This window comes from Agreia sp. (assembly GCF_964263775.1).
Taxonomy (GTDB): Bacteria; Actinomycetota; Actinomycetes; order Actinomycetales; family Microbacteriaceae; genus Agreia.
The window spans coordinates 1-22,391 of record NZ_CAXVWM010000033.1 but is presented as its reverse complement, the minus strand read 5'-3'; the positions used below and the strand labels follow the sequence as shown (position 1 = coordinate 22,391).

Below are 22,391 nucleotides of genomic sequence, written 5' to 3'. Positions count from 1 at the left end.
CCATCCGCGTCTCGGCCGTCGGCCATGCCCACATCGACTGCGCCTGGCTCTGGCCCGCCCGCGAGACCGTGCGCAAGGTCGCGCGCACGTTCTCCAACGTGCTCGACCTGATCGACCGCGACCCCGGGTTCATCTTCGCCGCGTCGAGCGCGCAGCAGTACGCGTGGGTGAAGCAGAGCCAGCCCGAGCTCTTCGAACGGGTGCGCGCCGCGGTCGCGGCCGGGCGCATCCGGCCTGTCGGCGGCATGTGGGTCGAGTCCGACACCAACATGCCCGGCGGCGAGGCGCTGGTGCGCCAGTTCGTCTTCGGCAAGCTGTTCTTCAGCGAGGAGTTCGGCATCGAGACCGACGAGGTCTGGCTTCCCGACTCATTCGGCTATACGGCCGCGCTGCCGCAGATCGCACGCGCGGCCGGGGCGCGCTACCTTCTGACCCAGAAGCCGTCGTGGAACGAGACCAACACGATGCCCTACTCGAGCTTCGAGTGGGAGGGCATCGACGGGTCACGGGTGTTCACGCACTTTCCGCCCGCCGAGACCTACAACTCCGACCTCGGCGCACCCGACCTGGCGCGCACAGAGCGCACGTTCAGCGAGAAGGGCAAGGCGCGCGAGGTGCTCGGCCTCTTCGGCTGGGGCGACGGCGGAGGCGGGCCCACCCGCGAGATGCTGGCGCAGGCCGCCCGCAAGCGCGACCTCGACGGCTCACCTCGAGTCACCCTCACAGACCCGCACACCTTTTTCGAGAAGGCGTCTGCCGAGCTCATCGAACCGCCCGTGTGGGTCGGGGAGATGTACCTCGAACTGCACCGCGGCACCCTCATCTCGCAAGCCAAGACCAAGCGCGGCAACCGCCACAGCGAAGCCCTGCTGCGCCAAGCCGAACTGTGGGCGACCACGGCCGCGATCCTCTGCGGCGCGCCGTATCCGGTGGCCGAGCTGAAGGATGCCTGGCGCACCGTTCTGCTGCAGCAGTTCCACGACATCCTGCCGGGCTCGTCGATCGCCTGGGTGCACCAAGACGCCGAGGCCGCGTACGCGCGGGTCGCTACGGTTCTCAATGCCGTCATCGACGCATCGCTGACGGCCCTCGCGGGCGACGGCGACGAATCGCTGGCCGCGAATGCAGGCCCCCTCGCGCAGCTCGGTGTGGCGGGCATGGGCATCGGGCCCGTGTCCACGGCGACCCCGGCCATCCCGACATCGGATGCCCATGGTTTCGTTCTCGAGGATGCGCGGCTGCGGGTCGTCGTCGACTTCCGCGGCGCGCTCATCGGCGTGCGCGACCTCGTGGCGGCACGTGAGGTTCTGCCCGATTCCTTGGCGGGAGGCGTGCTGCAGTTGCTGCGCGACACCCCGCGTGAGTGGGACGCCTGGGACATCAACGAGGAGGACCAGCGGTCGGGGCGCGAGCTGCTCGACCCGGTCTCGGTGTCGCTCGACGGCGACGCGGTCGCCATTCGCCATGAATTCGGCGCCTCGTCGATCGACCTGCGCATCCGACTCGTCGACGGCCGCATCGACCTCTCGTTCGACATCGACTGGCACGAATCGCAGAAGCTGCTGAAGCTCGCTTTCCCCCTCGACGTGCGGGCCGACCGGGCCGCATCGGAGATTCAATTCGGCCACCTGTACCGGCCGATCCACCGCAACACGTCGTGGGACGCGGCGCGGTTCGAGACGGTCGCGCATCGCTGGATCCAGGTGGGCGAGCCTTCGTGGGGCGTGGCTATCGCCAACGACGTTGTCTACGGGCACGACATCCGCACGCTGACCGCGCCGTCGGGCCGGCCCATGGCCATGGCGCGGCTCTCCCTACTGCGGGCCCCGCACTACCCCGATCCGCACGCCGACCAGGGGCGGCACGAATTCACCGTGAGCCTGCGCCCCGGGGGCATCCCCGAGGCTATCGAAGACGGCTATCGGCAGAGCCTGCCCCCGCGGCCCCTCGTCGGCACGCCGGTGGCCCCGCTGGTGTCGGTGTCCGATCCATCGATCGTCGTCGAGGCGGTCAAGCTCGCTGAGGACGGCAGCGGCGACCTGGTCGTGCGACTCTACGAAGCGCACGGCGATCGGTCCACGGCCGAGCTGACGACATCGATCGACTGGCTCGACGTCTCGTCGACCGACCTGCTCGAGCGTACGGCGCCCGGCACGGCCATTCGCGCGTCGTCGCAGCGTACGGTCGAGCTGGAGTTGCGGCCGTTCGAACTGGTGACGCTGCGCTTTCGCGCACCCCGCGCTGAAAACGTCTCGGTCGCGACGAGCTGAGAAACATCACGCGGTCCCCCGGACGACAAGGACAGGATCGAAGATGACAGATGAGGGTCGCGTGGACGGTTCGCGCACGCGCTGCACAATCATGCGCGCCATGTGCGCGGACATGTCCTCGAGCGGCTGACGCACGGTGGTGAGGGCGGGACGCATCATCATCGCGATCACGGAATCATCGAAACCAATGACGGCAACGTCGTCGGGTACACGCCTGCCGGCGGCGTGAAGCGCATGAATCGCGCCCAACGCCATGAGGTCATTCGCGGCGAAGACCGCGTCGATGCCGTTATCAGCCTTCAAGAGGTCCGTCATGGCACGCTCGCCGCTCTCGAGAGTGAAATTGCCTGTCGCGGTCGGAGGAAAGCCTTGACCGCTTCGTGCCAACGAGTCTCGGAAACCACGTGCACGATCTTGAGCGCTCTGAACATCCGGTGGACCCGATATGAAGGCGATGCGGCGGGCTGACCGGCCCGTCAAATGTTCGGCAGCGAGTCGGCCACCGTCGTAATTGGAGACATCAACGTAGCTGAGGCCGACATCGTCGGGCGGGCGCGCAAAATTCACCACTGCCAGGCCCGCATCGGCGAAAGAGCGGGGGAGTGGATCGTGAGCACGAGTCGAGACGAGCAGAGCACCGTCAGCCACCCCGTTTCGAACCATCCCGAGAACATTCGCGCGGTCGGCATCAGATTCGATGAGAAGCAGAACGGGATGCGTGTCGAGGGTTCCCAGAGTGCGAGCAATGCCGCCTACCAAACGACCGAAGAAGGGGTCGCCGAGCAGGTCGCCCTCACCCGTCTTGGTGTCGGGTTTCGCATCCGTACCTGAGACAGCGATCACGACAGTGCCGGTGCGCCCGGTAACGAGAGATCGCGCCGCACGGTTGGGAACGTATCCCGTCTCGGCTACTGCGCTGCTCACAATCGCCTGGAGTCGTGGCGCCACGCCCCGAGTGCCCCGGATTGCTCGAGACGCAGTGGCCCGCGATACACCGGCCACTCGAGCGACGTCATCAAGAGTCGGGGTTCTGCCCTCTCCGGTGATCTCCATTTGTCGAGCATATATCACTGCTCGCCGATAGCGCTTTCCGAAATAGCTACCCCTGATGATCAACAATCAGGAACGGTTCCCAGATTTTGGCCGTTGATCCCTTACAGGCTCGCGAAAACGTGGTTCGGGATAGGCGATATCTATTGACAGACCTGCGAAGACTCCGCAAAACTACTCGAATCACTGAGAGCGCTATCCCACGATCCAGAACTGCGTGGGATGGCTCAACGAAGAGACGCTCAGCCGACCTCGTCGGCACAACCACTGGAGATTGCAACTGTGACTTTTACCGCCCTAAGACCCCGACTTAATAAGAGATATATGCTCGCGCTCGCCCTGGGCGCCGCGTTGGTTGGTTCGAGCCTGCTCGTCCCCGGCGCCGCGCAGGCCGCAGCGACGAACTTGTCCCAAGGCAAGGTCGCCACGGCCTCCTCCGTCGAGAATGCCGATTACACGCCCGCTTCCGCCGCGTTCGACGGCGATCCAGGTACTCGCTGGGCAAGCTCGTGGGCTGACCCCCAATGGATCATGGTCGACCTCGGCGAGCTGTCTTCCATCGAGCGTGTCGACCTGACATGGGAGAGCGCGCACGCAACCGCGTACACGATTGAAGTCTCCGACACAGGAACGTCCGGCTGGAAGACGATTCACACCAGCACCGCCGGCCCGGGCGGCGTCGAGTCGCTGTCAGTGGAGGGCGAAGGGCGATTCGTACGGTTGACGGGCACGACGCGTTCGAGCGGTTACGGCTACTCCCTGTGGGAGTTCCAGGTGTTCGGTGAGACCGGCGGAGTCGGCAATCCTGATCCGGAGCCCGAACCCGGTGACGTAGACCCCGGACACCCGAACCAGCCGGGGCCCTTCACATCGGCCAGCGTGGTTGAAGTGACCGGCGGCAACGGGGCGTGGGACCTTTCCGTGGATGGCAAACCGTTCACAGTGAAGGGCTTCACCTGGGGCCCTCCCATCGCTGAAGCCGACACCTATATGCCTGGCCTGGTAGCCACAGGCGCTAACACAACCCGCACCTGGGGCACCGGTGCCGACACGAAGACTCTCCTGGATTCCGCGGCGCGCCACGGCGTGAGGGTTATCAACGGCTTCTGGCTGGCGCCCGGCGGCGGTCCGGGCTCGGGCGGATGCATCAACTACACGACCGATGAAAAGTACAAGGCGGAGCAGAAGGCCGACATCCTGAACTGGGTGGAGACCTACAAGAGCCACCCGGCGACCCTGATGTGGAGCGTCGGCAACGAGTCGCTGCTGGGTCTGCAGAACTGCTTCTCCGGAGACGTCCTCGAAGCTGAGCGCAACGCGTACGCCGCCTACATCAACGAGGTGGCCGTGGCCATCAAGGCCATCGACCCCAACCACCCTGTGACGTCGACCGACGCCTGGACTGGCTCGTGGCCGTACTACAAGGCGAACACGCCGGCGCTCGACCTTCTCGCCGTGAACTCCTACGGCGACGTCTGCAACATCGAGCAGACATGGGAAGACGGCGACTACGACTGGCCGTACATCGTCACCGAGGGTGGCGCAGCCGGTGAGTGGGAAGTGCCCGACGACATCAACGGCGTGCCCAACGAGCCCACCGATGTGGAGAAGGCCGAGGCACTGGTCGATTCCTGGCGCTGCATCATCGGCCACGAGGGTGTCGGGCTCGGTGCGACGTTCTTCCACTACGGGCTCGAGGGCGACTTCGGCGGCGTGTGGTTCAACGTGAACCCCGGCGACAACAAGCGACCCAGCTACTACGCGGTCGCTGACATATGGAACGGCTCGGCGCAGGATGCCAACAGCTCGCCGCGCATCTCCTCGATGAACATCCCGGGGTCGACCTCGATCGTTGCCGGCGAGCCGTTCACCTTCCAGCTCGCGGTGAGCGACCCCGACGGCGACCCGTTGAAATACGTCACGTTCTTCAACTCGAAGTACATCGACGGAGCGGGTGGGGTCGAGTACGTGGAGCACCAGCGCAGCGGGAACGACATCACCGTGGTGGCGCCGCAGAAGCTGGGCGTCTGGAAGGCGTATGTCTTCGTAGAGGACGGCAAGGGCAACGTGGGCGTGGAGACGCGATCGTTCCGGGTCGTTCCTCCCGCGGTAAACGGCACCAACGTCGCCGTCGGCAAGTCGGCTGAGGCCTCGAGCTTCCAGACGTGGGGCGACAACTACACTCCCGCCCGGGCCTTCGACGGCGACAACGCGACCCGCTGGTCGAGCGAGTGGGGAAACACAGGCTCGATCACGGTCGACCTCGGGCAGCCGACGTCGTTCGACAAGTTCCAGCTCGTCTGGGAGGCGGCCTTCGCGAAGTCGTACGAGGTTCAGACCTCGAATGACGGCGCGACCTGGGCGACCATCAAGACGGTGACTGGCGAGAACGGCGGCATCGACAGCTTCGATGCGGCCGGAACCGCCCGCTACGTTCGACTGAACCTCACCGAGCGCGGCACCGATTGGGGCTTCTCGCTGTACGAGGTCGGGATCTACCGCACCAACTGAACATGCGCGGCCCGGGCCGGGTTCCCCCACCGGCCCGGCCGCGCGATTCCTCATGGGGGAACTTTTTTCAGGAAGCGAGCATCATGAACCATGTCCCCGATCCCACGCAGACCAGGTCGCGTGTGCGTCGGCCCCGGGCTGCGATGGCAGCTCTGTCGGGTCTCGCCGCGCTCGGATTGGTCTGCACCGCCTTCGTCGCCACACAGGCGGCCGCGGCGGCACCAGCGACGCTGTTGTCGAAGGACGCGCTGACCGCCGCATCCAGTTCCGAATCCGGCGGCCTCGCACCTCGCTTCGCCGTCGATGGCAACCGGTCGTCGCGATGGGCGAGTGAGCCCACCGACCAGCAGTGGCTTCGCGTCGACCTCGGTGAGAGCCATCCGCTCTCCCGAGTCGTGATCGATTGGGAGGCCGCCTACGGCGAAGACTTCACCGTGCAGGTATCAAACGACGCCAGCACATGGTCGACCGTCGCGAGAGTGGTCGACGGCACTGGAGGTACGCAGACCTTCGACTTCGCCGGCGCAGGCCAGTACGTGCAGGTTCTCGGCACCGAGCGCGGAACGGGTTACGGCTATTCGATCGAAGAGTTCGAAGTCTACGGCGAAGGCGAGGTCGTCACCCCCGAAGACCCGCCCGTCTTCACCGACGAGGTGACCCACCACGAGTTCCAGGCGAACTGCACGTTCTCGCACCTCAAGAACGATGACCCGATCGTCTACCCGGGCCGCCCGGGCGCATCCCACCTGCACAACTTCGTAGGCAACCGCTCGACCGATGCGAACACCACCACGGAGTCGCTGCTGGCGAACCCCGCGACGACCTGCACCGTTCCCCAGGACAAGTCCTCGTACTGGTTCCCGGCGCTCATGAAAGGCGACACCCCGATCACGAGCGACATACCGATGACCATCTACTACAAGTCGGGAATCACTGACTACCGCAAGGTGGTGCCGTTCCCCCAGGGGCTGCGCTTCGTCGCGGGTGACATGATGGCGACCCCCGATTCGTTCCGCACCGCTCCCGGCGCTGTCGAGGGCTGGGAATGCGGCGAGATCTCCAAGAGCTGGTCGATCCCCGAGTACTGCGCTCCGGGTAGCGATCTGAACATCCGCTATCAGTCGCCCTCGTGCTGGGACGGCATGAACCTCACCCCTGAATCGTCCGCGCACATGGGCCACGGTTCGCACATGGCCTACCCCGTCAACGGTCAATGCCCGCTGAGCAACCCGGTCGCCGTGCCGATGATCGAGTTCAAGATCTCTTGGCCCGTGAGTGGCGACATGAGCGACGTGCGCCTCGCCAGCGGCTCGGACCAGTCGTGGCACTACGACTTCTTCAACGCCTGGGAGCCCGAGGTGCTCGATCGGCTTGTGACGCAGTGCATCAACGGGGGGCTGCAGTGCAACCCCCGGGGGTACGACCAGTACAAGCCGCACCGCGGTGCCGTGCTCGATGAGAACTACAACCTGATTGCCAATCCGTGACCCCGATGAAGAGGACCAGAGAAATGATGAGAACAACACACCCACGTCGGCGCGGTTTGGCGGTGGGCGTCGCCGCACTGATGGCCGCGGCCCTCGCCTCCACAGGGATGACCGCCGCCAACGCCGCAGAATCCACGCTTTTGTCGCAGAATAAGGCGGTCACCTCATCCTCCGTGCAGGGCGACTACGCGGCCACCCGCGCGGTGGACGGCAACCTCGACACCCGCTGGTCGAGCGAGTTCAGCGATGCGCAGTGGCTGCAGGTCGACCTGGGCGCTTCGGCCGATCTCGATCGACTCGAGCTGCGCTGGGAGGCAGCGTACGGCCGTGACTTCACCGTCCTGGCCTCCGCTGACGGATCGAGCTGGAGCCCTGTCGGCGCGGTGACCGGCGGTGCCGGTGGCTTGCAGGTCGTCCCTCTCGACGGGGTCGGGCGTTATGTCAGGGTGGAGTTCACCAAGCGCGGAACAGGCTACGGCTACTCACTGTGGGAGGCGCAGGTGTTCGGCGTCGCAGGTGGGGGCTCCGGACCGACCGATCCGACCGACCCGACCGGCGACTGCGACACTCTGGCGACAGGGGTCACCGCAACCGCGTCGTCGGCCGAAGGCCCGTTCGCGGCGGCTGCGGCGGTAGACGGACAGGCTGGAACGCGATGGGCGTCCGAGCCGACCGACGACCAGTGGCTCCAGCTCGATCTGGGTGCGGTCGTCGACATCTGCGCCGTCGACATCGCGTGGGAAGCCGCCTTCGGGTCGGACTACCTCATCGAGTTCTCGGACAACGGCACGTCGTGGCGCACGGCGGCGACCGTGAGCGACGGCGACGGCGGCGATGACAGCGTGGATGCTGCGGGCTCGGCACGCTACGTGCGTATGACGGGCGTGGATCGGGGCACCGGTTACGGCTACTCGATCTGGGAGATGGGCGTTCTGCTGGGCGGCGACGGCGGCCCTGTCGACCCGACCGACCCGACCGACCCGACCGGCCCGATCGAGGGCGGCGGTGACCTGGGTCCGAACGTGCATGTCTACGAGGACACGACGCCCGATTCTGAGATCCAGCAGGATCTCGACCGGGTCTTCACCGCTCAGGAGAAAGAGCAGTTCGGTCCGGCGCGGACGCAATTCCTGTTCAAGCCAGGCAGCTACGACGTGCACGCGAACATCGGATTCAACACATCCATCAGCGGTGCCGGCCAGCACCCCGACGACGTCACCATCAACGGCGGCGTCTGGGTCGACGCGCAGTGGTTCGGCGGCAACGCGACGCAGAACTTCTGGCGCTCCGTGGAGAACCTCTCTATCGTGCCGCACACCGGCGAGGCCCGCTGGGCCGTTTCGCAAGCCGCTCCTATGCGACGCGTGCATGTGAAGGGCGACCTCTCGCTTGCTCCGTCGAGCTACGGCTGGTCCAGCGGTGGTTTCATCGCCGACTCGAAGGTCGACGGCGCGGTGCGCTCCTACTCCCAGCAGCAGTGGCTGAGCCGCGACTCCTCGTTCGGATCGTGGGAGGGGTCGGTGTGGAACATGGTGTTCTCGGGTGTCGAGGGATCCCCGCCGCCGAGCTTCCCGAACCCATCGCACACGGTTCTCGACACGAGCCCGCTCGTGCGCGAGAAGCCGTACCTGTACTGGGCCGGCGACGACTTCGCCGTCTTCGTTCCTGATCTCGCCACTGACGCACGCGGCACGACGTGGGAGGGCGGCCAGACACCGGGTACCTCGGTGCCGCTGGACGAGTTCTATGTCGCCCAGCCGGGCGATTCGGCAGACCGCATCAACGCGGCGCTGGATCAGGGACTCAACCTGCTGCTCACTCCGGGCGTCTATCACGTCGATGAGTCGATCGAGGTGGACCGTGCCGACACCGTCGTGCTCGGACTCGGCTACGCCACGATCGTCAATGACGGCGGGGTGGCCGCGATGAAGGTGGCCGACGTCGACGGCGTGAAGCTCGCCGGCGTGCTGTTCGACGCGGGCACGACGCACGCGCCGGTGCTGCTCGAGGTCGGCGCAGCCGGATCGTCGGCCGATCACGCCGACAACCCGATCTCGCTGCACGACGTGTTCCTCCGCGTCGGAGGTGCGGTCGCCGGCAAGGTGGATGACGCTCTGGTGGTCAACAGCGATGACACGCTCATCGATCACATCTGGTCGTGGCGCGGTGACCACGGCGAAGGGATCGGCTGGGACGTCAACACTGCCGATCGTGGACTGGTGGTGAACGGTGACGACGTGACCGCGTACGGTCTGTTCGTCGAGCACTTCCAGCAGCACAACACGGTCTGGAACGGTGAGCGCGGTCGCACCGTGTTCTACCAGAGCGAGCTGGCCTACGACCCGCCGAACCAGGCGGCGTGGATGAACGGCGACACGCTCGGTTGGGCCAGCTACAAGGTCGGCGACAGCGTCACGCAGCACCAGGCGTGGGGTCTCGGAGCGTATTCGTTCAACGAAGCCGACCCGAGCATCGTGACGGAAAGCGGATTCGAGGCGCCGGATGTTCCCGGTGTGCAGTTGCGAAACCTGCTGACCGTATCGCTCGGTGGCAACGGCATCATCACGCACGTTATCAACGAGCTAGGAGAGGAGGCGAGCGGAACCGACACGATCCCCAGTTATTTCGGCGCATTCAACTGAGCGGTGCCGACGTAATCTCGCAATAGCTAGGGCGACGACTCCTCAAAGGTGCCTGTAACGGCACCTTTGAGGAGTCTGACCTGTGTTCGGACTCGGTCTACCCCCAATGCGCCGACGAGGTAGATAACGGACAGTGTCGCACTCCGGTAACATTGTTCGAACATGACGGCCTGAGGGATTGCGGGAGCCCACTATGCAGCAGTTAGCGCAGACGCTCCCGGACGGCTTGTTCATGGATCTCAATCGATCCGGGCCGGTTCCGCTCTATTTTCAGATGGCCACCCGCATCGAGAATGCCATCCTCGACGGCCGCCTTCCTCCCGGCTCTCGGCTCGAGAACGAGGTCGCGCTGGGCGAGCGGCTCGGGCTCTCTCGACCTACGGTGCGCCGCGCCATCCAAGATCTCGTCGACAAGGGTCTGCTCGTGCGCCGCCGGGGGATCGGTACGCAGGTGGTGCACGGTCAGGTCAGCCGCAAGGTCGAGCTCACCAGCCTCTACGAAGACCTCGCTCGCGAGCATCGCACGCCGACTACCGAGCTGCTGCTGCTCGAAACGATTCCCGCGGATGCGCGGGTCGCCGAGCGCCTCGGGCTTGCAGCAGAGGCGCCCGTTCTGCACATGAAGCGCGTGCGGCACGCCGACGGGGTGCCGCTGGCGATTCTCGAGAACTACCTGCCGGCCGATCTCGCTACGACCACTGAGGCAGCCCTGACGAAGCACGGCCTCTACCAGGTGCTGCGCGACCAGGGAGTGACGATCCGAGTGGCTCGCCAGAACATCGGAGCGCGTCGCGCGACGTCGATCGAGAGTGCCCTGCTGCAGATCGACAGACACGACCCCGTGCTGACCATGGATCGCACCGCGTTCGACAATTCCGGCCGCGCGGTCGAGTTCGGCCACCACGCCTACCGCCCCGACCTCTACTCCTTCGAAATCACCCTCGTCGACAAATAACGCCCCCGGGTCAATCCTTTCCGGTCACGGCCCGGCGGATGAGTTCGACCGGCATCTTCGGTTGACGATCGTCGGTGAGGAGGCCGTTCGTCTCCTGCATGGTGTCGGTGAGCTGGGTGTAGCACGACCCGGCGAGGAATGAGCTGGCGCGGATGGCGTCGTACAGGCCGCTGATCTTGCGGAGCCAGTCGTCGCCGTCGACTGCTGCCGTGTAGCCCCAGCCGTCCTCCCGTCGCGCTCCCAGCTGGTAATTCACGCCGCCGAACTCGGTGAGCATCACCGGCTGTCCTTCGTCTTCGGCGCCATCGACCAGGATGCGACGAGCAGCGGGACCCATGCCGGAGAGCGCCCGGCGCCTGGCGCCGTCGTCAGCATAGGTGCGCGCGAGAACCTCGTTATCGCCCTCGTAGTCGTGGATGGTCAGGATGTCCGAGTCGACGTGCTCCCAACCGTCGTTCGAGAGGACGGGGCGGGACGGGTCGAGGGCCCGGGTCACATCGGCCAGTGAGCGCGCGTACGCCTGCTGGGCCGGATCAGACACGATGTGCTGCACGCCCCAGCTCTCGTTGATCGGCACCCAGGTGACGATCGACGGGTGCGAGATGTCACGGTGCACCGCGTCCATCCACTCGCGCATGTGCCGCTGCACCGCTGTCGGAGAGAAGGCGTAGGCGTTCGCCGCTTCGCCCCAGACGAGCAGTCCGAGACGATCGGCCCAGTACAAAAACCGCGGATCCTCGATTTTCTGGTGGACGCGCACCGCGGTGAAGCCCAGGTCCTTGATGAGCTCGACCTCCCGGCGCAGGGCCTCGGCGGAAGGCGCCGCGAGGTGCGATTCTGGCCAGAAGCCTTGCTCGAGCACCGAGCGCACGTCGTAGGGGCTCGAGTTCAAAAGGAAGTGTCCGCGCTCTATTGCGACCGTGCGCACACCGAGGTACGACGCGACAGTGTCGAGCGCGACACCCGCCGGGCTGATGAGGCTCACCTGGGCGTCGACGAGGCGCGGTGTCTCCGGGCTCCACCACAGTTCGTCCTCGGCCTGCCCGTTGAATTGCCGGGCCAGTGTGACGACGAGCTCCAGGTGATCTGCTGCGGCCGGGAGGACGGTCTCCACGGTGCCCAGACCTTCGTCGCCTTCGTCCCAGTGCAGAGCGATCCGCAGTCGGCTGCCGGCCTCGGTTTTGCGGCTGAAGTGCGCCCGCACCGAGATGCGTTCGCGGTCGAGCGGCACCCAGTGCAGATTCGCGATCGAGACCTCGGGCACCGCTTCGAGCCAGACGGTCTGCCAGATACCCGTGGTGCGGCGGTACCAGATGGCGTGGGCCTCGAGGTGCCAGTCCTGCTTGCCCCGAGGCTGAGTGAGATCGACCGGGTCGTCCTCGACGCGGACGACGATCGTGTGGTCGTCGTCGTCGTCGACACGCGTCGTCACGTCGAAGGAGAACGGCGTGTGGCCGCCCTCGTGCTCGCCGACGAAGTATCCGTCGATCCAGACGCTGGCTCGGTAGTCGACCGCACCGAAGTGCAGCACGATCCGGGGCGAAAGAGCCGATCGTCCAGCCTGCTCAAGGTCTGCCGAGGTGATGGTGCGGGCGTACCAGACGATCGGATGGAAGCCGGAGTCGCCTATGCCGGAGGCCGGAGACTCTGGCGGGAACGGGACGACGATGGTGCGCTCCTGCCCGAAGCGGCCGGCGTCCCAGCCGGCATCGCGTCCGCGGTCCTCATCGTCGTACCGGAACGACCAGACGCCGTCGAGGTTCGTCCAGTGCTCTCTGAGCAGCTGGGGGCGGGGGTAGGTGCCGTCCTGACGGCTGGCGCGGATCCGGGGGGCGGTTGCGACTGCGGACGCAGACGCGTGACGGAGGTCGGAGGGGCGATCGATGGCGGTCATAAGGAGAATTTTATAGCGCTACAAATTCGTGTCAACGCTACGATTGCACGATGGACGCGGTCACGTTGCAGGATGTGGCACGGCGCGCCGGAGTGTCTGTCGGAACGGTCGCGAACGTCGTACGCGGCTACCGCCACGTGAGCCCGGCGATGCGGGAGCGGGTGCAGGCAGTCGTCGACGAGCTCGGGTATCGACCGCATCGGAGTGCGCGCAGCCTCGCCACCGGACGTTCTGACATGATCGGTCTCGCCTTCCCCGATCTCAGACGACCGTACTTCGCCGAGCTCGCGCACGTCTTCGCACAGGTCGCCGACGAACGGGGCTACGGGCTGCTGATCTCCGAGACCGGTGGCACCGCTTCGGGCGAGGGCGCCGTCCTCTCGAACCGAGAGGCGGGCACAGTCGACGGGCTCATCATGCACCCACAGGCTCTCACGGCAGGAGCGCTTGACGAGCTGCGTCGCACGACGCCCGTCGTCTTCCTCGGCGAAGATCCGCATCCCGCTGCCGCCGACCAGCTCGCAATCGACAATGTCAGCGCTGCCGATGAGGCAACGACGCACTTGGTCGCACTGGGGCGCACGCGCATCGGCTTTCTCGGTCACGAGATCGAACGCCTATCGCGAACGTCCTCGCTTCGACTCGAGGGCTATCGGCAGGCGATCGCCCGCGCGGGTCTGAATGCCGATCCGAGCCTGCTCGTGTCGACCACGGTGGGCGACGCCCGAGGTGCAGAGGAGGGGATGGAGCGCGCGCTGGATCGCGGCTTCGACGCGGACGCCCTGCTGTGTCGAGACGATCTCGCGGCTATCGGAGCACTCCGGGCACTCCAGCGGCGGGGGAGGGCTGTGCCAGACGACGTCGCCGTGATCGGGTGGGACGCCATCGGCCTTGGCGCCAGCACGATGCCGACGCTGACCTCCGTGGCGCCTGACACCCGGATGCTCGCCGAGCGAGCCCTGGACATGCTCCTCGAACGGTTGAGCGGATACGACGGACCGGGCCGTCACCTCACGATCGAGCACCGGATCCTCGTGCGCGAAAGTGCGCCAGACCCAGGGCCGGACTATCCGGTCGGGGCCGGTCCGACGTAGGGCCTCTGCGACGCGCGGTTCACGTCGTAGTGTGCGCGCGCCTGCTGCGTGCTGTCGAGGGTGGACACCTGCGCGACGGGTACGTCCCACCAGCCTCCACCGTCGGGGGAGTAGAGCAGAGGATCGCTGTTGATGTGAATCAGCGTCGCTGTCGCCGACGCCTTCGCCGACGCGACGGCCGCGGCCAGGTCGGCGATCGCATCCGGCCCGGGCTCGACCCGAATGACCCGGATGCCGAGACTCTCGGCATTGGTCGCGAGATCGACGGGCAGCCGCTCGTCAGACCCAGCGAACCGGTATCGAGTGCCGAATCGCTGAGATCCCACGTCTTCGCTGAGGTGGCCGATCGAGGCGTAGCCGTGGTTCTGAATGAGCACGACGATGAATTTGATGCCCTCGGCGACGGCCGAGACGATCTCGGTGTGCATCATGAGGTAGGAGCCGTCGCCCACCATGACGATCGCATCCCGGGTCGCGTCGGCCCGGGCCGCACCGATGCCGCCGGCGATTTCGTAGCCCATGCACGAGTAGCCGTACTCCACGTGATAGCCGAGATCGTCGCGAACCCGCCACAGCTTGTGCAGGTCGCCCGGCAGCGATCCGGCGGCGCAGATGAGCACGTCGCGGGCATCCGATGCCTTCTGCACGGCGCCGATGATCTCGGTCTGGCTCGGCAGGTCGCGGCCCCGCGGCGTGAAGGCCTCGTCGACGACGGCATTCCACTGCCTCTTCGCGCGGGAGTAGTCGGACTCGAAGTCGGCGTCGACGCGGTAGCCGGCGAGGGCGGTGGTGAGTTCGACGATCGCCTCGCGCGCGTCGGCGACGACAGGTATGGCGCTGCCGTGCTTGACGGCGTCGAAGGAGGCGACGTTGATGTTGATGAAACGAACGTGCGGATTCTGGAACGCGGTGCGGCTCGCCGTGGTGAAGTCGCTGTAGCGAGTGCCGACGCCGATGATGAGGTCGGCCTCGGCGGCGGCGCGGTTCGCCGTGGTCGTGCCCGTGGCACCCACCGCCCCGAGAAATCGCGGATGATCCCAGGCGAGCGCTCCCACGCCGGCCTGGGATACGCCGACCGGCAGCCCGGTCGCCTCGACGAACGCGGCGAGGGCGGCCGCGGCATCCGAATAGATCACGCCGCCGCCGGCGACGATGAGCGGCCGTGACGATGAGCGGATGGCGCGCACGACCTCCGCGATCACGCCGGCGTCGGGTCGGGGCCGGCGCAGGCGCCATTCGCGGTCGGCGAGGAATTCGGCCGGAACATCGACGACCTCGGCCTGCACGTCTTCGGGAAGCGCGATCGTCACGGCTCCCGTCTCGACCGGGTCGGTCAGCACCCGCATCGCGCCGAGGGCCGCAGAAAAAAGCTGCTCGGGGCGTTGCACCCGATCGAAGAAGCGGGAGAGGGGCTTGAACGCATCGTTCACGCTGACGCTCGCATCGTGGGGGAGCTCGAGCTGCTGCAGCACGGGGTCGGCGACCCGCGTGGCGAACGTGTCCGACGGCAGCAGCAGCACGGGCAGGCGGTTGATCGTGGCGAGCGCTGCTCCAGTGAGCATGTTGGTTGCGCCGGGCCCCACGGATGCGGTGCAGGCGAAGGTCGATCGACGTCGCGTCATGCGGGAGTATGCGACGGACTCGTGCACCATCGCCTGCTCGTTGCGAGCCTGGTGGTAGGGCATGAGACCGGGCTCGTCGACCGAGAGTTGCTTGAGCGCCTGGCCCACTCCGGCCACGTTGCCGTGTCCGAAGATGCCGAAGGTGCCCGCGATCGTGCGCTCGCGGTGCGCGCCGTCGACGGTGAATTGGTGGGCGAGAAACTCGACGAGAGCCTGGCTGACGGTCATACGGCGGGTGGTCATAGCGATGTGCCTGTCTCTGTCTCTGTGTCTGCGGATGCGTTGGGACCGGATGCATCGGAAGCCGTGTACGGGAGCCGGGCGTCGACGTCCTGTCCCGTCCAGGTGTCGCGGATCCAGGCGTGCGCCGGGTCGTCGGTGATAAGCCAGCTGCGCTCGGCATCCGGCCCCGCCATGACGTTGAGGTAGTAGAGGTCGTAGCCGGGGGCCGCCACGCAGGGCCCGTGCCAGCCGAACGGCACGAGCGCGACATCGCCCGTGCGCACCTCGGCGAGGGTGTCGATCGGGCCGGCATCCGACGAGTAGGTGCGCATATAGCCGAATGGCTCGGCCGTCGCAGGGGCCGCGGCTCCGCGTGTGACAGCCGTCTCGAAGTAGTAGATCTCCTCGAGGCGGGATTCGCTGCCCGGCACGGATTCGTCGTGCTTGTGCGGAGGATAGCTCGACCAGTTCTCGGCCGGGGTGATCACCTCGCAGACGATGATGCGATCTGCGGCGAGGGCCTGCGGAGTGCCGAAGTTGTGCACCTGTCGGCTCGATCGTCCCGCTCCCCGCAGTTCGACGGGCACCTCGGATGCCGCGAGATAGGCGACCGGATGGGCGACGGTCGCCGGCGCCTCGGCCACCGCGACCCGGCCGCGACCCTCGATGGTGGCGCTCGTGCCGATCGGCAGGTAGAGCACGTCGGTGGGGCCGTGGAAGACAGACTCGCGGCCGGCCAGCCGCTGCACCGTCTCGTCGCCCGCGGCATCCGTTCGATAGCGCACGGTGAACGAGCCCGACAGCGGAACGATGACGCGCTCGATCGGCTCGGCGCGCAGCACGGCATCGCCGCCGAGCTCGGCAACTCGCAGCCCGGTGTAGCGCCAGCCGTTGATCGACGAGTCGACCACGGCCGCCCAGCCGTCGCGAGCCAGCCGGTCGCGCGAGTAGAACCAGTCGCGGTCGGCGTTGCGGCTCATGACAATCCTCTTCGTCGAGTTCGGTTGGGTGATCGGTGATGCGTGATCGGTGTGCCGGCCGGGGCAGGCCTACGACTGCGGAAAGCCGAGGTTGATGCCGCCGTGGCTGGGGTCGAGCCAGCGCGAGGTGATCGCCTTCTCGCGGGTGAAGAAGTGGAATCCCTGCTGGCCGTAGGCCTTCGAGTCTCCGAAGGCCGAGTCTTTAAACCCGCCGAAAGAGTAGTACGCCACGGGCACCGGGATCGGCACGTTGATGCCGACCATTCCGACCTCGACCTCGTTCTGGAAGCGGCGGGCCGCGCCTCCGTCGTTCGTGAAGATCGCCGTGCCGTTGCCGTAGGGGCTCGCATTGATGAGGGCGACGCCCTCCTCGTAGCTCGTCACGCGCACGATCGACAGCACCGGCCCGAAGATCTCGTCGGTGTAGACGCGGGAGTCGGTGGGCACGGCGTCGATGAGGGTCGGGCCGAGCCAGAATCCGTTGGGGTCGCCGTCGACGGTGACGCCGCGGCCGTCGACGACCACCGTCGCGCCGTCTTCAGCGGCGATGTCGATGTAGGAGGCGACCTTGTCGCGGTGCGTCTCGGTGACGAGCGGTCCCATGTCGCAGGCGCGGCGGCCGTCGCCGATCGTGAGGCCGGCCATCCGGCTGGTGATCTTCTCGATCAGGTCATCGGCCACGGGCTCTACGGCCACCAGTACGGAGATGGCCATGCAGCGCTCGCCGGCCGAACCGAAGCCCGCGTTGATGGCGGCGTCCGCTGCCAGCTCGAGGTCGGCATCCGGCAGCACGAGCATGTGGTTCTTCGCGCCGCCCAGCGCCTGAACCCGCTTGCCGTTGCGGGCCGCGGTCTCGTAGATGTATTTCGCGATCGGGGTGGATCCGACGAACGAGATGCTCTTCACATCGGGGTGCTCGAGCAGGCCGTCGACGGCGACCTTGTCGCCGTGCAGCACGGTGAAGACGCCGTCGGGCAGCCCGGCCTCGGTGAAGAGGGCCGCGAGCCAGTTGGCGGCCGACGGATCCTTCTCGCTGGGCTTCAACACCACCGTGTTTCCGGCCGCGATCGCAATCGGAAAGAACCACATCGGCACCATGGCCGGAAAGTTGAAGGGGCTGATGATGCCCACGACGCCGAGCGGCGCCTTCGTCGAATACACGTCGACGCCCGTCGACACGTTCTCGGAGTACTCGCCCTTGATGAGGTGCGGGAAGCCGGTTGCGAGCTCGACGACCTCGAGGCCGCGGGCGATCTCTCCGAGCGCGTCGGAGACCACCTTGCCGTGCTCACTGGTCAGGATGAGCGCCAGCTCGCCCTTGCGCTCGTTCAGCAGCTCGCGAAAGCGGAAGATGATCTGCTGCCGCTTGGTGATGGACAGGTCGCGCCACGCCGGGAACGCGGCTTGGGCGGATGCGACGGCCGCATCGATGTCGGCCGCGTCGGCGAGCGCCACCTGCTTGGTGGCAACACCCAGGGCGGGGTCGAAGACTTCAGCGGTGCGACCGGATGCGCTGGCGCGTTCGGCGCCGTCGATCCAATGCGTGACGACGGGGAGAGTCATGTGTTCTTCCTTCTGGAGGTGGCGCTCGGTGCGGGGGTCAGGCCCGGTGCACGAGGGAGGCGGCGATGTCGATGGCCGACGTGACGTCTCCGTTCTGCGGATAGAGGATGCTTCGCCCGACTACGAGGCCGCGCACTCCGGGCAGGGCGAGCGAGCGCTGCCAGGAGTCGAAGGTGTCGTCTTGGTCGCCCGTCGGATCTCCACCCAGCAGCAGCGTCGGCAGGGTCGTCGAGGCCATGACCCTCTCCATGTCGTGTACGACGGGGAGTTTGAGCCAGGTATGCGAACTCGAGTTGCCGAGACCGGATGCGATCGCGATCGACGTGATGACGGCATCCGTCGACAGGTCGTTGCGGATACGGCCGTCGGCCCACTCGCTCATGAAGGGCTCGAGCATGATCGGCACGCCGGCCGCGGCCGCGTGGCTCACGGCACGGGCGGTGGCCTCGAGCGTGTCGGCCGTGCTCGAGTCGCCGAGGTTGACGCGCACGAGGTTCTTGGCGAAGTCGAGGCCGTCTCGCACGATGCTGTCGACGTCGTATGCGGTGTACCGGTCGTCCATCTCGAAGCAGGCGCCCTTGAGACCGCCGCGGTTCATCGATCCGACGACGATCTTGTCGTCGAGCAGGCCGAGAAGTGCGAGGTCGTCGATGACGTCGGGGGTACCGAGCACCCCGTCGACTCCGGGGCGGGAGAGGGCGATGGCGAGCCGTTCGAGCAGCCGGTAGCGGTCGGCCATCGCGTCTTCGTTCGGACCCGCCGCGAGCGCCCCGCGGGCCGGATGATCCGCAGCGACGATGAACAGGCATCCGTCGCCCCGGATCAGCTCACGCCGGGTGCGGCCTGCGAGCACCTCGGCGACCCGACCGGGGTACGCGGCGCGGGTGTCTCTGAGGGCGGCGAAGTCGAGCGCGATCATGAGTCGAGTCCCTGCATCATGTCGTCGACCTCGGCGGTCGTGGGCATCGCCGTCGAGCACTCGCGACGGCCGGCCACGATGGCGCCGGCCACGTTCGCGAAGCGCAGGGTATCTTCGAGCGGCCAGTCGTTCAGCAGACCGTAGCAGAGGGCGCCGCCGAATCCGTCGCCGGCGCCGAGCCCGTTGACGACCGTCACGGGGTAGGGCGCAACCTCGACGGTCTGGGTTGTGGTCTTGGCCAGGACTCCCCGCGGGCCCTGCTTGACGATGGCCAGCTCGACCCCGCGCTCGAGCAGTGCATCCGCCGCCCGGTGCGGATCGGTCTCGCCCACGGCCACCTCGCACTCTTCGCGATTGCCGACAGCGACGGTGACCTTCTCGAGTGCTCGGCCGACCTCGCTGGATGCCTGTTCGGCCGATTCCCAGAACATCGGGCGGTAGTCGAGGTCGAGCACGGTGAAGGGAGCTCGGCCGCGGGCATCCCACGCGTCGTGGTGGGCGCTGCGGCTCGGTTCCTCCGAGAGCCCGGTCGCGGTGCACCAATAGATCCTGGCCGACCGAATGGCGTCGAGGTCGAGTTCTTCGGTGTGGATGACGAGGTCGGGTGCCTTGGGCTGCCGATAGAAGTAGAGGGGAAAGTCGTCGGGCGGAAATAGCTCACAGAACACGACAGGCGTCGACAGGCCCTCGACGCCCGAGACGAAGCGGTCGCTCACGCCGAGGCGCAGCAATTCACGGTGGATATAGGTGCCGAAGGGGTCGTTGCCGGTGCGGGTGATCACGGCCGAGTTCACCCCGTGGCGAGCCGCCGCCACGGCGACGTTGGTCGCGCTGCCGCCGAGGTACTTGCCGAACGTCGATACGTCTTCGAGCGGCCCGTCTTACAACGGATAGATGTCGACGCCGACCCGGCCGATCGTGATCAGGTCGAGAGGAACATCGGTTAGGCCGGGGGAGTGATCGGTCATGCTGGGCGGACAGCTTTCTGCGGTCTGAGAACTGTCGTTCGCAGCAGCGTCTCACGACAATGTAAGGACATATGGACAACTCGACTCTAGTTACCACGGTGCACCTCGCGCAAGTGCCTGCGGCCGGCGAGCTGCTCAGTGCGGCAGCAGCTCGTGCACAGACGCGAGGTACGCGGGGCCGTCGAATTCGGGAAACAGCGCTGACTGCGCGATGTATCCCTGGGCGAGTCCGATCGCCACCGGAATGAGGTCTTCTGCCCACTCGAGCGCCTGCGTCTCGTCGAGGCCCCTGTTCTGAGCGGCCCACGCCGCGAACAGCCGCCGGTATGCATTCCGCAGCTCGCCGAAGACCTCCCAGACGATCGAGCGCATACCTGTTTCGACGATCGATCTGCCCCAGACCTGCAGAAGCAGCCCGGGGTCGCCGACATCGCGCGCCAGCCCCGTAAGCACTCGGCTCAGCACCTCGCTTGGCGCCGCCGCGCGCTCGAGCGCGTACAGTGCCTCGAGGTCGTGGATGCGGCTGGCCATGATGAGCCGCGAGACGGCGAGCATGACCTCGTGCTTGCTCTCGAAATGTCCGTAGATCGCGCCCGCAGACAGGCCCGTATCCGAGATGATGTCGGCCATTGACGCGCCGAACCCCTTCTTGGCGAAGCAGCGCAACGCCGCCTCGGCGATCTCGTCGCGCTTCGCCTCCCGGTACTGCTCTGTGACCTTGGGCATTCGCACCTCCTGAACACTGCGAAAAAAGAACGATCGTTCCTTGACTTCGATCCTATCCATGATTCATTCTTATAAAGAACGAACATTCTGTTTTGTTCTCAGTCTTCACGAATCGAGAAATCTCCATGGCCCACGCCCACGCTCGCAGCATCCGCATGGTTCCGCCGCCCACCCCCTGGAAGCGCATCGCCGGCGTCGGCCTCATCCTCGCCGTCGTGGTCTCGATCATGGTTTTGGCGTTCTCGTGGCCGTCGGTCGCCTCGAGCGTCAAGAGCGTTCCCCTTGCGGTGGCGGGCCCGGATGCTGCGGTGCAGCAGGTCGAGGCAGCCCTCGCCGAGTCTGCTCCCGACACCTTCGCATTCGTCGAATCGAACGATCGCGGCAACGCGGTTGCGCAGATCGAGAAGCGCGAGGTCTACGGTGCGATCATCCTCGGCGACTCTCCCGAGGTGCTCACCTCATCGGCGGCCAGCCCGATCGTGAGCCAGCTGCTCACGGGCGTCGCGCCAAAGCTTGCGGCCCAGCTCAACGCATCCCTCGCCGCCCAGGGTGTCTCGCTCGCCAAGCCGATCGTCGTGCCGGCGACCGACGTCGTGCCGTTGGCCGACACGGATCCCCGGGGCGCGGGGCTCACTGCAGCCGCCTTTCCGCTGACGCTCGGCGGCATGCTCGGCGGCATCCTCGCATCCACTCTCATCGTCGGCGCGTGGCGCCGGGTCGTGGCGATCACCGTCTACGTGGTCATCGCCGGCTTCTCGCTCGCCGGCATCCTGCAGGGCTGGTTCGGCGCGCTGCAGGGCGACTACCTGGTGAACGTCGGGGCGATCGCGCTCACTCTGCTCGCGGTCAGTGCCACGATCGTCGGTGTCGCGTCGCTCGTCGGCCGCGCCGGAATCGCCGTGGGGCCCGTGCTCTTCCTGCTCATCGCCAACCCGATCTCAGCGGCGACCCAGCCGATGGAGTTTCTGCCCCAGCCGTGGGGGCTCATCGGCCAGTGGTTCCCGCCGGGAGCGGGCGCGACCCTTTTGCGAGACCTCTCCTACTTTCCGGATGCACCCACGACGTTCCCGTGGCTGGTTCTTGCCGGGTGGGCCGCGGCCGGGCTGGTGCTGGCCGCCATCGGGCACTTCCGCGCGGGCGTCTCGGTCGACATCGAGAATGAGTACGTCGCCCCCGAGCCGGAGATGAAGTTCGAGCCGGAACTGGTCGGCGCCCGCTGACCTCGACGCTGCGCAGAGGGGCCTCGAATGACGTGCTAGAATTTCATCTGGTCTTGACCCGCGCCCTTAGCTCAGCTGGATAGAGCGTCTGACTACGGATCAGAAGGCCAGGGGTTCGAATCCCTTAGGGCGCACAACAAAAAGCGACTCGCGAAAGCGGGTCGCTTTTTTTTTTTCGCAGGCAAAAACCCCAACCTGGGGGGGTTGTATAACAAGGGCACCCCCGGGGTGGCGGGTGGCCCGTGGTGGGGAACAGGGTTTTTGAACA

At 66.6% G+C, this 22,391-nt stretch carries 14 protein-coding genes, 1 tRNA gene and 1 pseudogene; 8 read left to right on the top strand and 8 right to left on the bottom strand.

Annotated elements, in window-relative coordinates; all coding sequences use genetic code 11:
• A partial coding sequence (locus tag ACE5CZ_RS02990; RefSeq protein WP_374945879.1) for an alpha-mannosidase occupies positions 1 to 2,270 on the top strand: 2,270 nt, incomplete at its 5' end.
• Between the two features lie 6 nt (positions 2,271 to 2,276).
• On the opposite strand, the gene ACE5CZ_RS02985 is transcribed toward ACE5CZ_RS02990, so the two are convergent.
• Positions 2,277 to 3,323 (bottom strand): LacI family DNA-binding transcriptional regulator, encoded by a 1,047-nt coding sequence (locus ACE5CZ_RS02985; RefSeq protein ID WP_374945878.1) that lies wholly within the window; start codon positions 3,321 to 3,323, stop codon positions 2,277 to 2,279.
• Positions 3,324 to 3,644: 321 nt separating this feature from the next.
• Between ACE5CZ_RS02985 and ACE5CZ_RS02980 the strand changes: the two genes are divergently transcribed.
• The 4 genes from ACE5CZ_RS02980 to ACE5CZ_RS02965 all read left to right on the top strand — a co-directional run bounded on the left by ACE5CZ_RS02980 (position 3,645) and on the right by ACE5CZ_RS02965 (position 10,915).
• Positions 3,645 to 5,831 carry a discoidin domain-containing protein gene (locus ACE5CZ_RS02980; protein ID WP_374945877.1) on the top strand — a complete coding sequence of 729 codons (2,187 nt, stop codon included), beginning with the start codon at positions 3,645 to 3,647 and terminating at the stop codon, positions 5,829 to 5,831.
• Between the two features lie 83 nt (positions 5,832 to 5,914).
• Complete coding sequence (locus ACE5CZ_RS02975) at positions 5,915 to 7,318, top strand: DUF1996 domain-containing protein (RefSeq protein ID WP_374945876.1); 1,404 nt, start codon at positions 5,915 to 5,917, stop codon at positions 7,316 to 7,318.
• Between the two features lie 23 nt (positions 7,319 to 7,341).
• Positions 7,342 to 9,960, top strand: a complete 2,619-nt coding sequence (locus ACE5CZ_RS02970; protein ID WP_374945875.1) for a discoidin domain-containing protein — start codon at positions 7,342 to 7,344, stop codon at positions 9,958 to 9,960.
• A gap of 193 nt (positions 9,961 to 10,153) precedes the next feature.
• Complete coding sequence (locus ACE5CZ_RS02965) at positions 10,154 to 10,915, top strand: GntR family transcriptional regulator (RefSeq protein WP_374945874.1); 762 nt, start codon at positions 10,154 to 10,156, stop codon at positions 10,913 to 10,915.
• A gap of 10 nt (positions 10,916 to 10,925) precedes the next feature.
• Here the strand turns inward: ACE5CZ_RS02965 and ACE5CZ_RS02960 are convergent, their stop codons facing one another.
• Positions 10,926 to 12,809 (bottom strand): glycoside hydrolase family 2 protein, encoded by a 1,884-nt coding sequence (locus ACE5CZ_RS02960; RefSeq protein ID WP_374945873.1) that lies wholly within the window; start codon positions 12,807 to 12,809, stop codon positions 10,926 to 10,928.
• A gap of 50 nt (positions 12,810 to 12,859) precedes the next feature.
• Between ACE5CZ_RS02960 and ACE5CZ_RS02955 the strand changes: the two genes are divergently transcribed.
• Positions 12,860 to 13,903, top strand: coding sequence for a LacI family DNA-binding transcriptional regulator (locus tag ACE5CZ_RS02955; protein ID WP_374945872.1), 1,044 nt, complete (start codon positions 12,860 to 12,862; stop codon positions 13,901 to 13,903).
• Here the strand turns inward: ACE5CZ_RS02955 and iolD are convergent.
• The 6 genes and pseudogenes from iolD to ACE5CZ_RS02925 all read right to left on the bottom strand — a co-directional run bounded on the left by iolD (position 13,876) and on the right by ACE5CZ_RS02925 (position 20,903).
• The gene (gene iolD / locus ACE5CZ_RS02950; protein WP_374945871.1) at positions 13,876 to 15,768 is read right to left on the bottom strand and encodes a 3D-(3,5/4)-trihydroxycyclohexane-1,2-dione acylhydrolase (decyclizing); all 1,893 of its coding nucleotides are present in this window, start codon (positions 15,766 to 15,768) and stop codon (positions 13,876 to 13,878) included. The two genes, ACE5CZ_RS02955 and iolD, sit on opposite strands and share 28 nt — an antisense overlap.
• Entirely contained in the window at positions 15,765 to 16,727 is a 963-nt protein-coding gene (iolB, locus tag ACE5CZ_RS02945) for a 5-deoxy-glucuronate isomerase (RefSeq protein ID WP_374945870.1), read from the bottom strand. Before iolB ends, iolD begins: the two co-directional genes overlap by 4 nt.
• A 69-nt stretch (positions 16,728 to 16,796) precedes the next feature.
• A complete protein-coding gene (locus tag ACE5CZ_RS02940) occupies positions 16,797 to 18,290 on the bottom strand; it encodes a CoA-acylating methylmalonate-semialdehyde dehydrogenase (RefSeq protein ID WP_374945869.1) in 1,494 nt (497 codons plus the stop codon).
• 37 nt (positions 18,291 to 18,327) lie between these two features.
• Positions 18,328 to 19,209, bottom strand: a complete 882-nt coding sequence (locus ACE5CZ_RS02935; RefSeq protein WP_374945868.1) for a deoxyribose-phosphate aldolase — start codon at positions 19,207 to 19,209, stop codon at positions 18,328 to 18,330.
• Positions 19,206 to 20,177 (bottom strand): annotated as a pseudogene (gene iolC / locus ACE5CZ_RS02930) (5-dehydro-2-deoxygluconokinase). The gene ACE5CZ_RS02935 and the pseudogene iolC overlap by 4 nt, the downstream one beginning before the upstream one ends.
• A 135-nt stretch (positions 20,178 to 20,312) precedes the next feature.
• Entirely contained in the window at positions 20,313 to 20,903 is a 591-nt protein-coding gene (locus ACE5CZ_RS02925; protein WP_374945867.1) for a TetR/AcrR family transcriptional regulator, read from the bottom strand.
• Positions 20,904 to 21,028: 125 nt separating this feature from the next.
• Here ACE5CZ_RS02925 and ACE5CZ_RS02920 point away from each other — a divergent pair, with 125 nt between their 5' ends.
• Together ACE5CZ_RS02920 and ACE5CZ_RS02915 are read left to right on the top strand one after the other, a co-directional pair.
• The gene (locus ACE5CZ_RS02920; protein ID WP_374945866.1) at positions 21,029 to 22,123 is read left to right on the top strand and encodes a hypothetical protein; all 1,095 of its coding nucleotides are present in this window, start codon (positions 21,029 to 21,031) and stop codon (positions 22,121 to 22,123) included.
• Positions 22,124 to 22,183: 60 nt separating this feature from the next.
• Positions 22,184 to 22,257, top strand: a tRNA-Arg gene (locus tag ACE5CZ_RS02915).
• Positions 22,258 to 22,391: the final 134 nt, after the last annotated feature.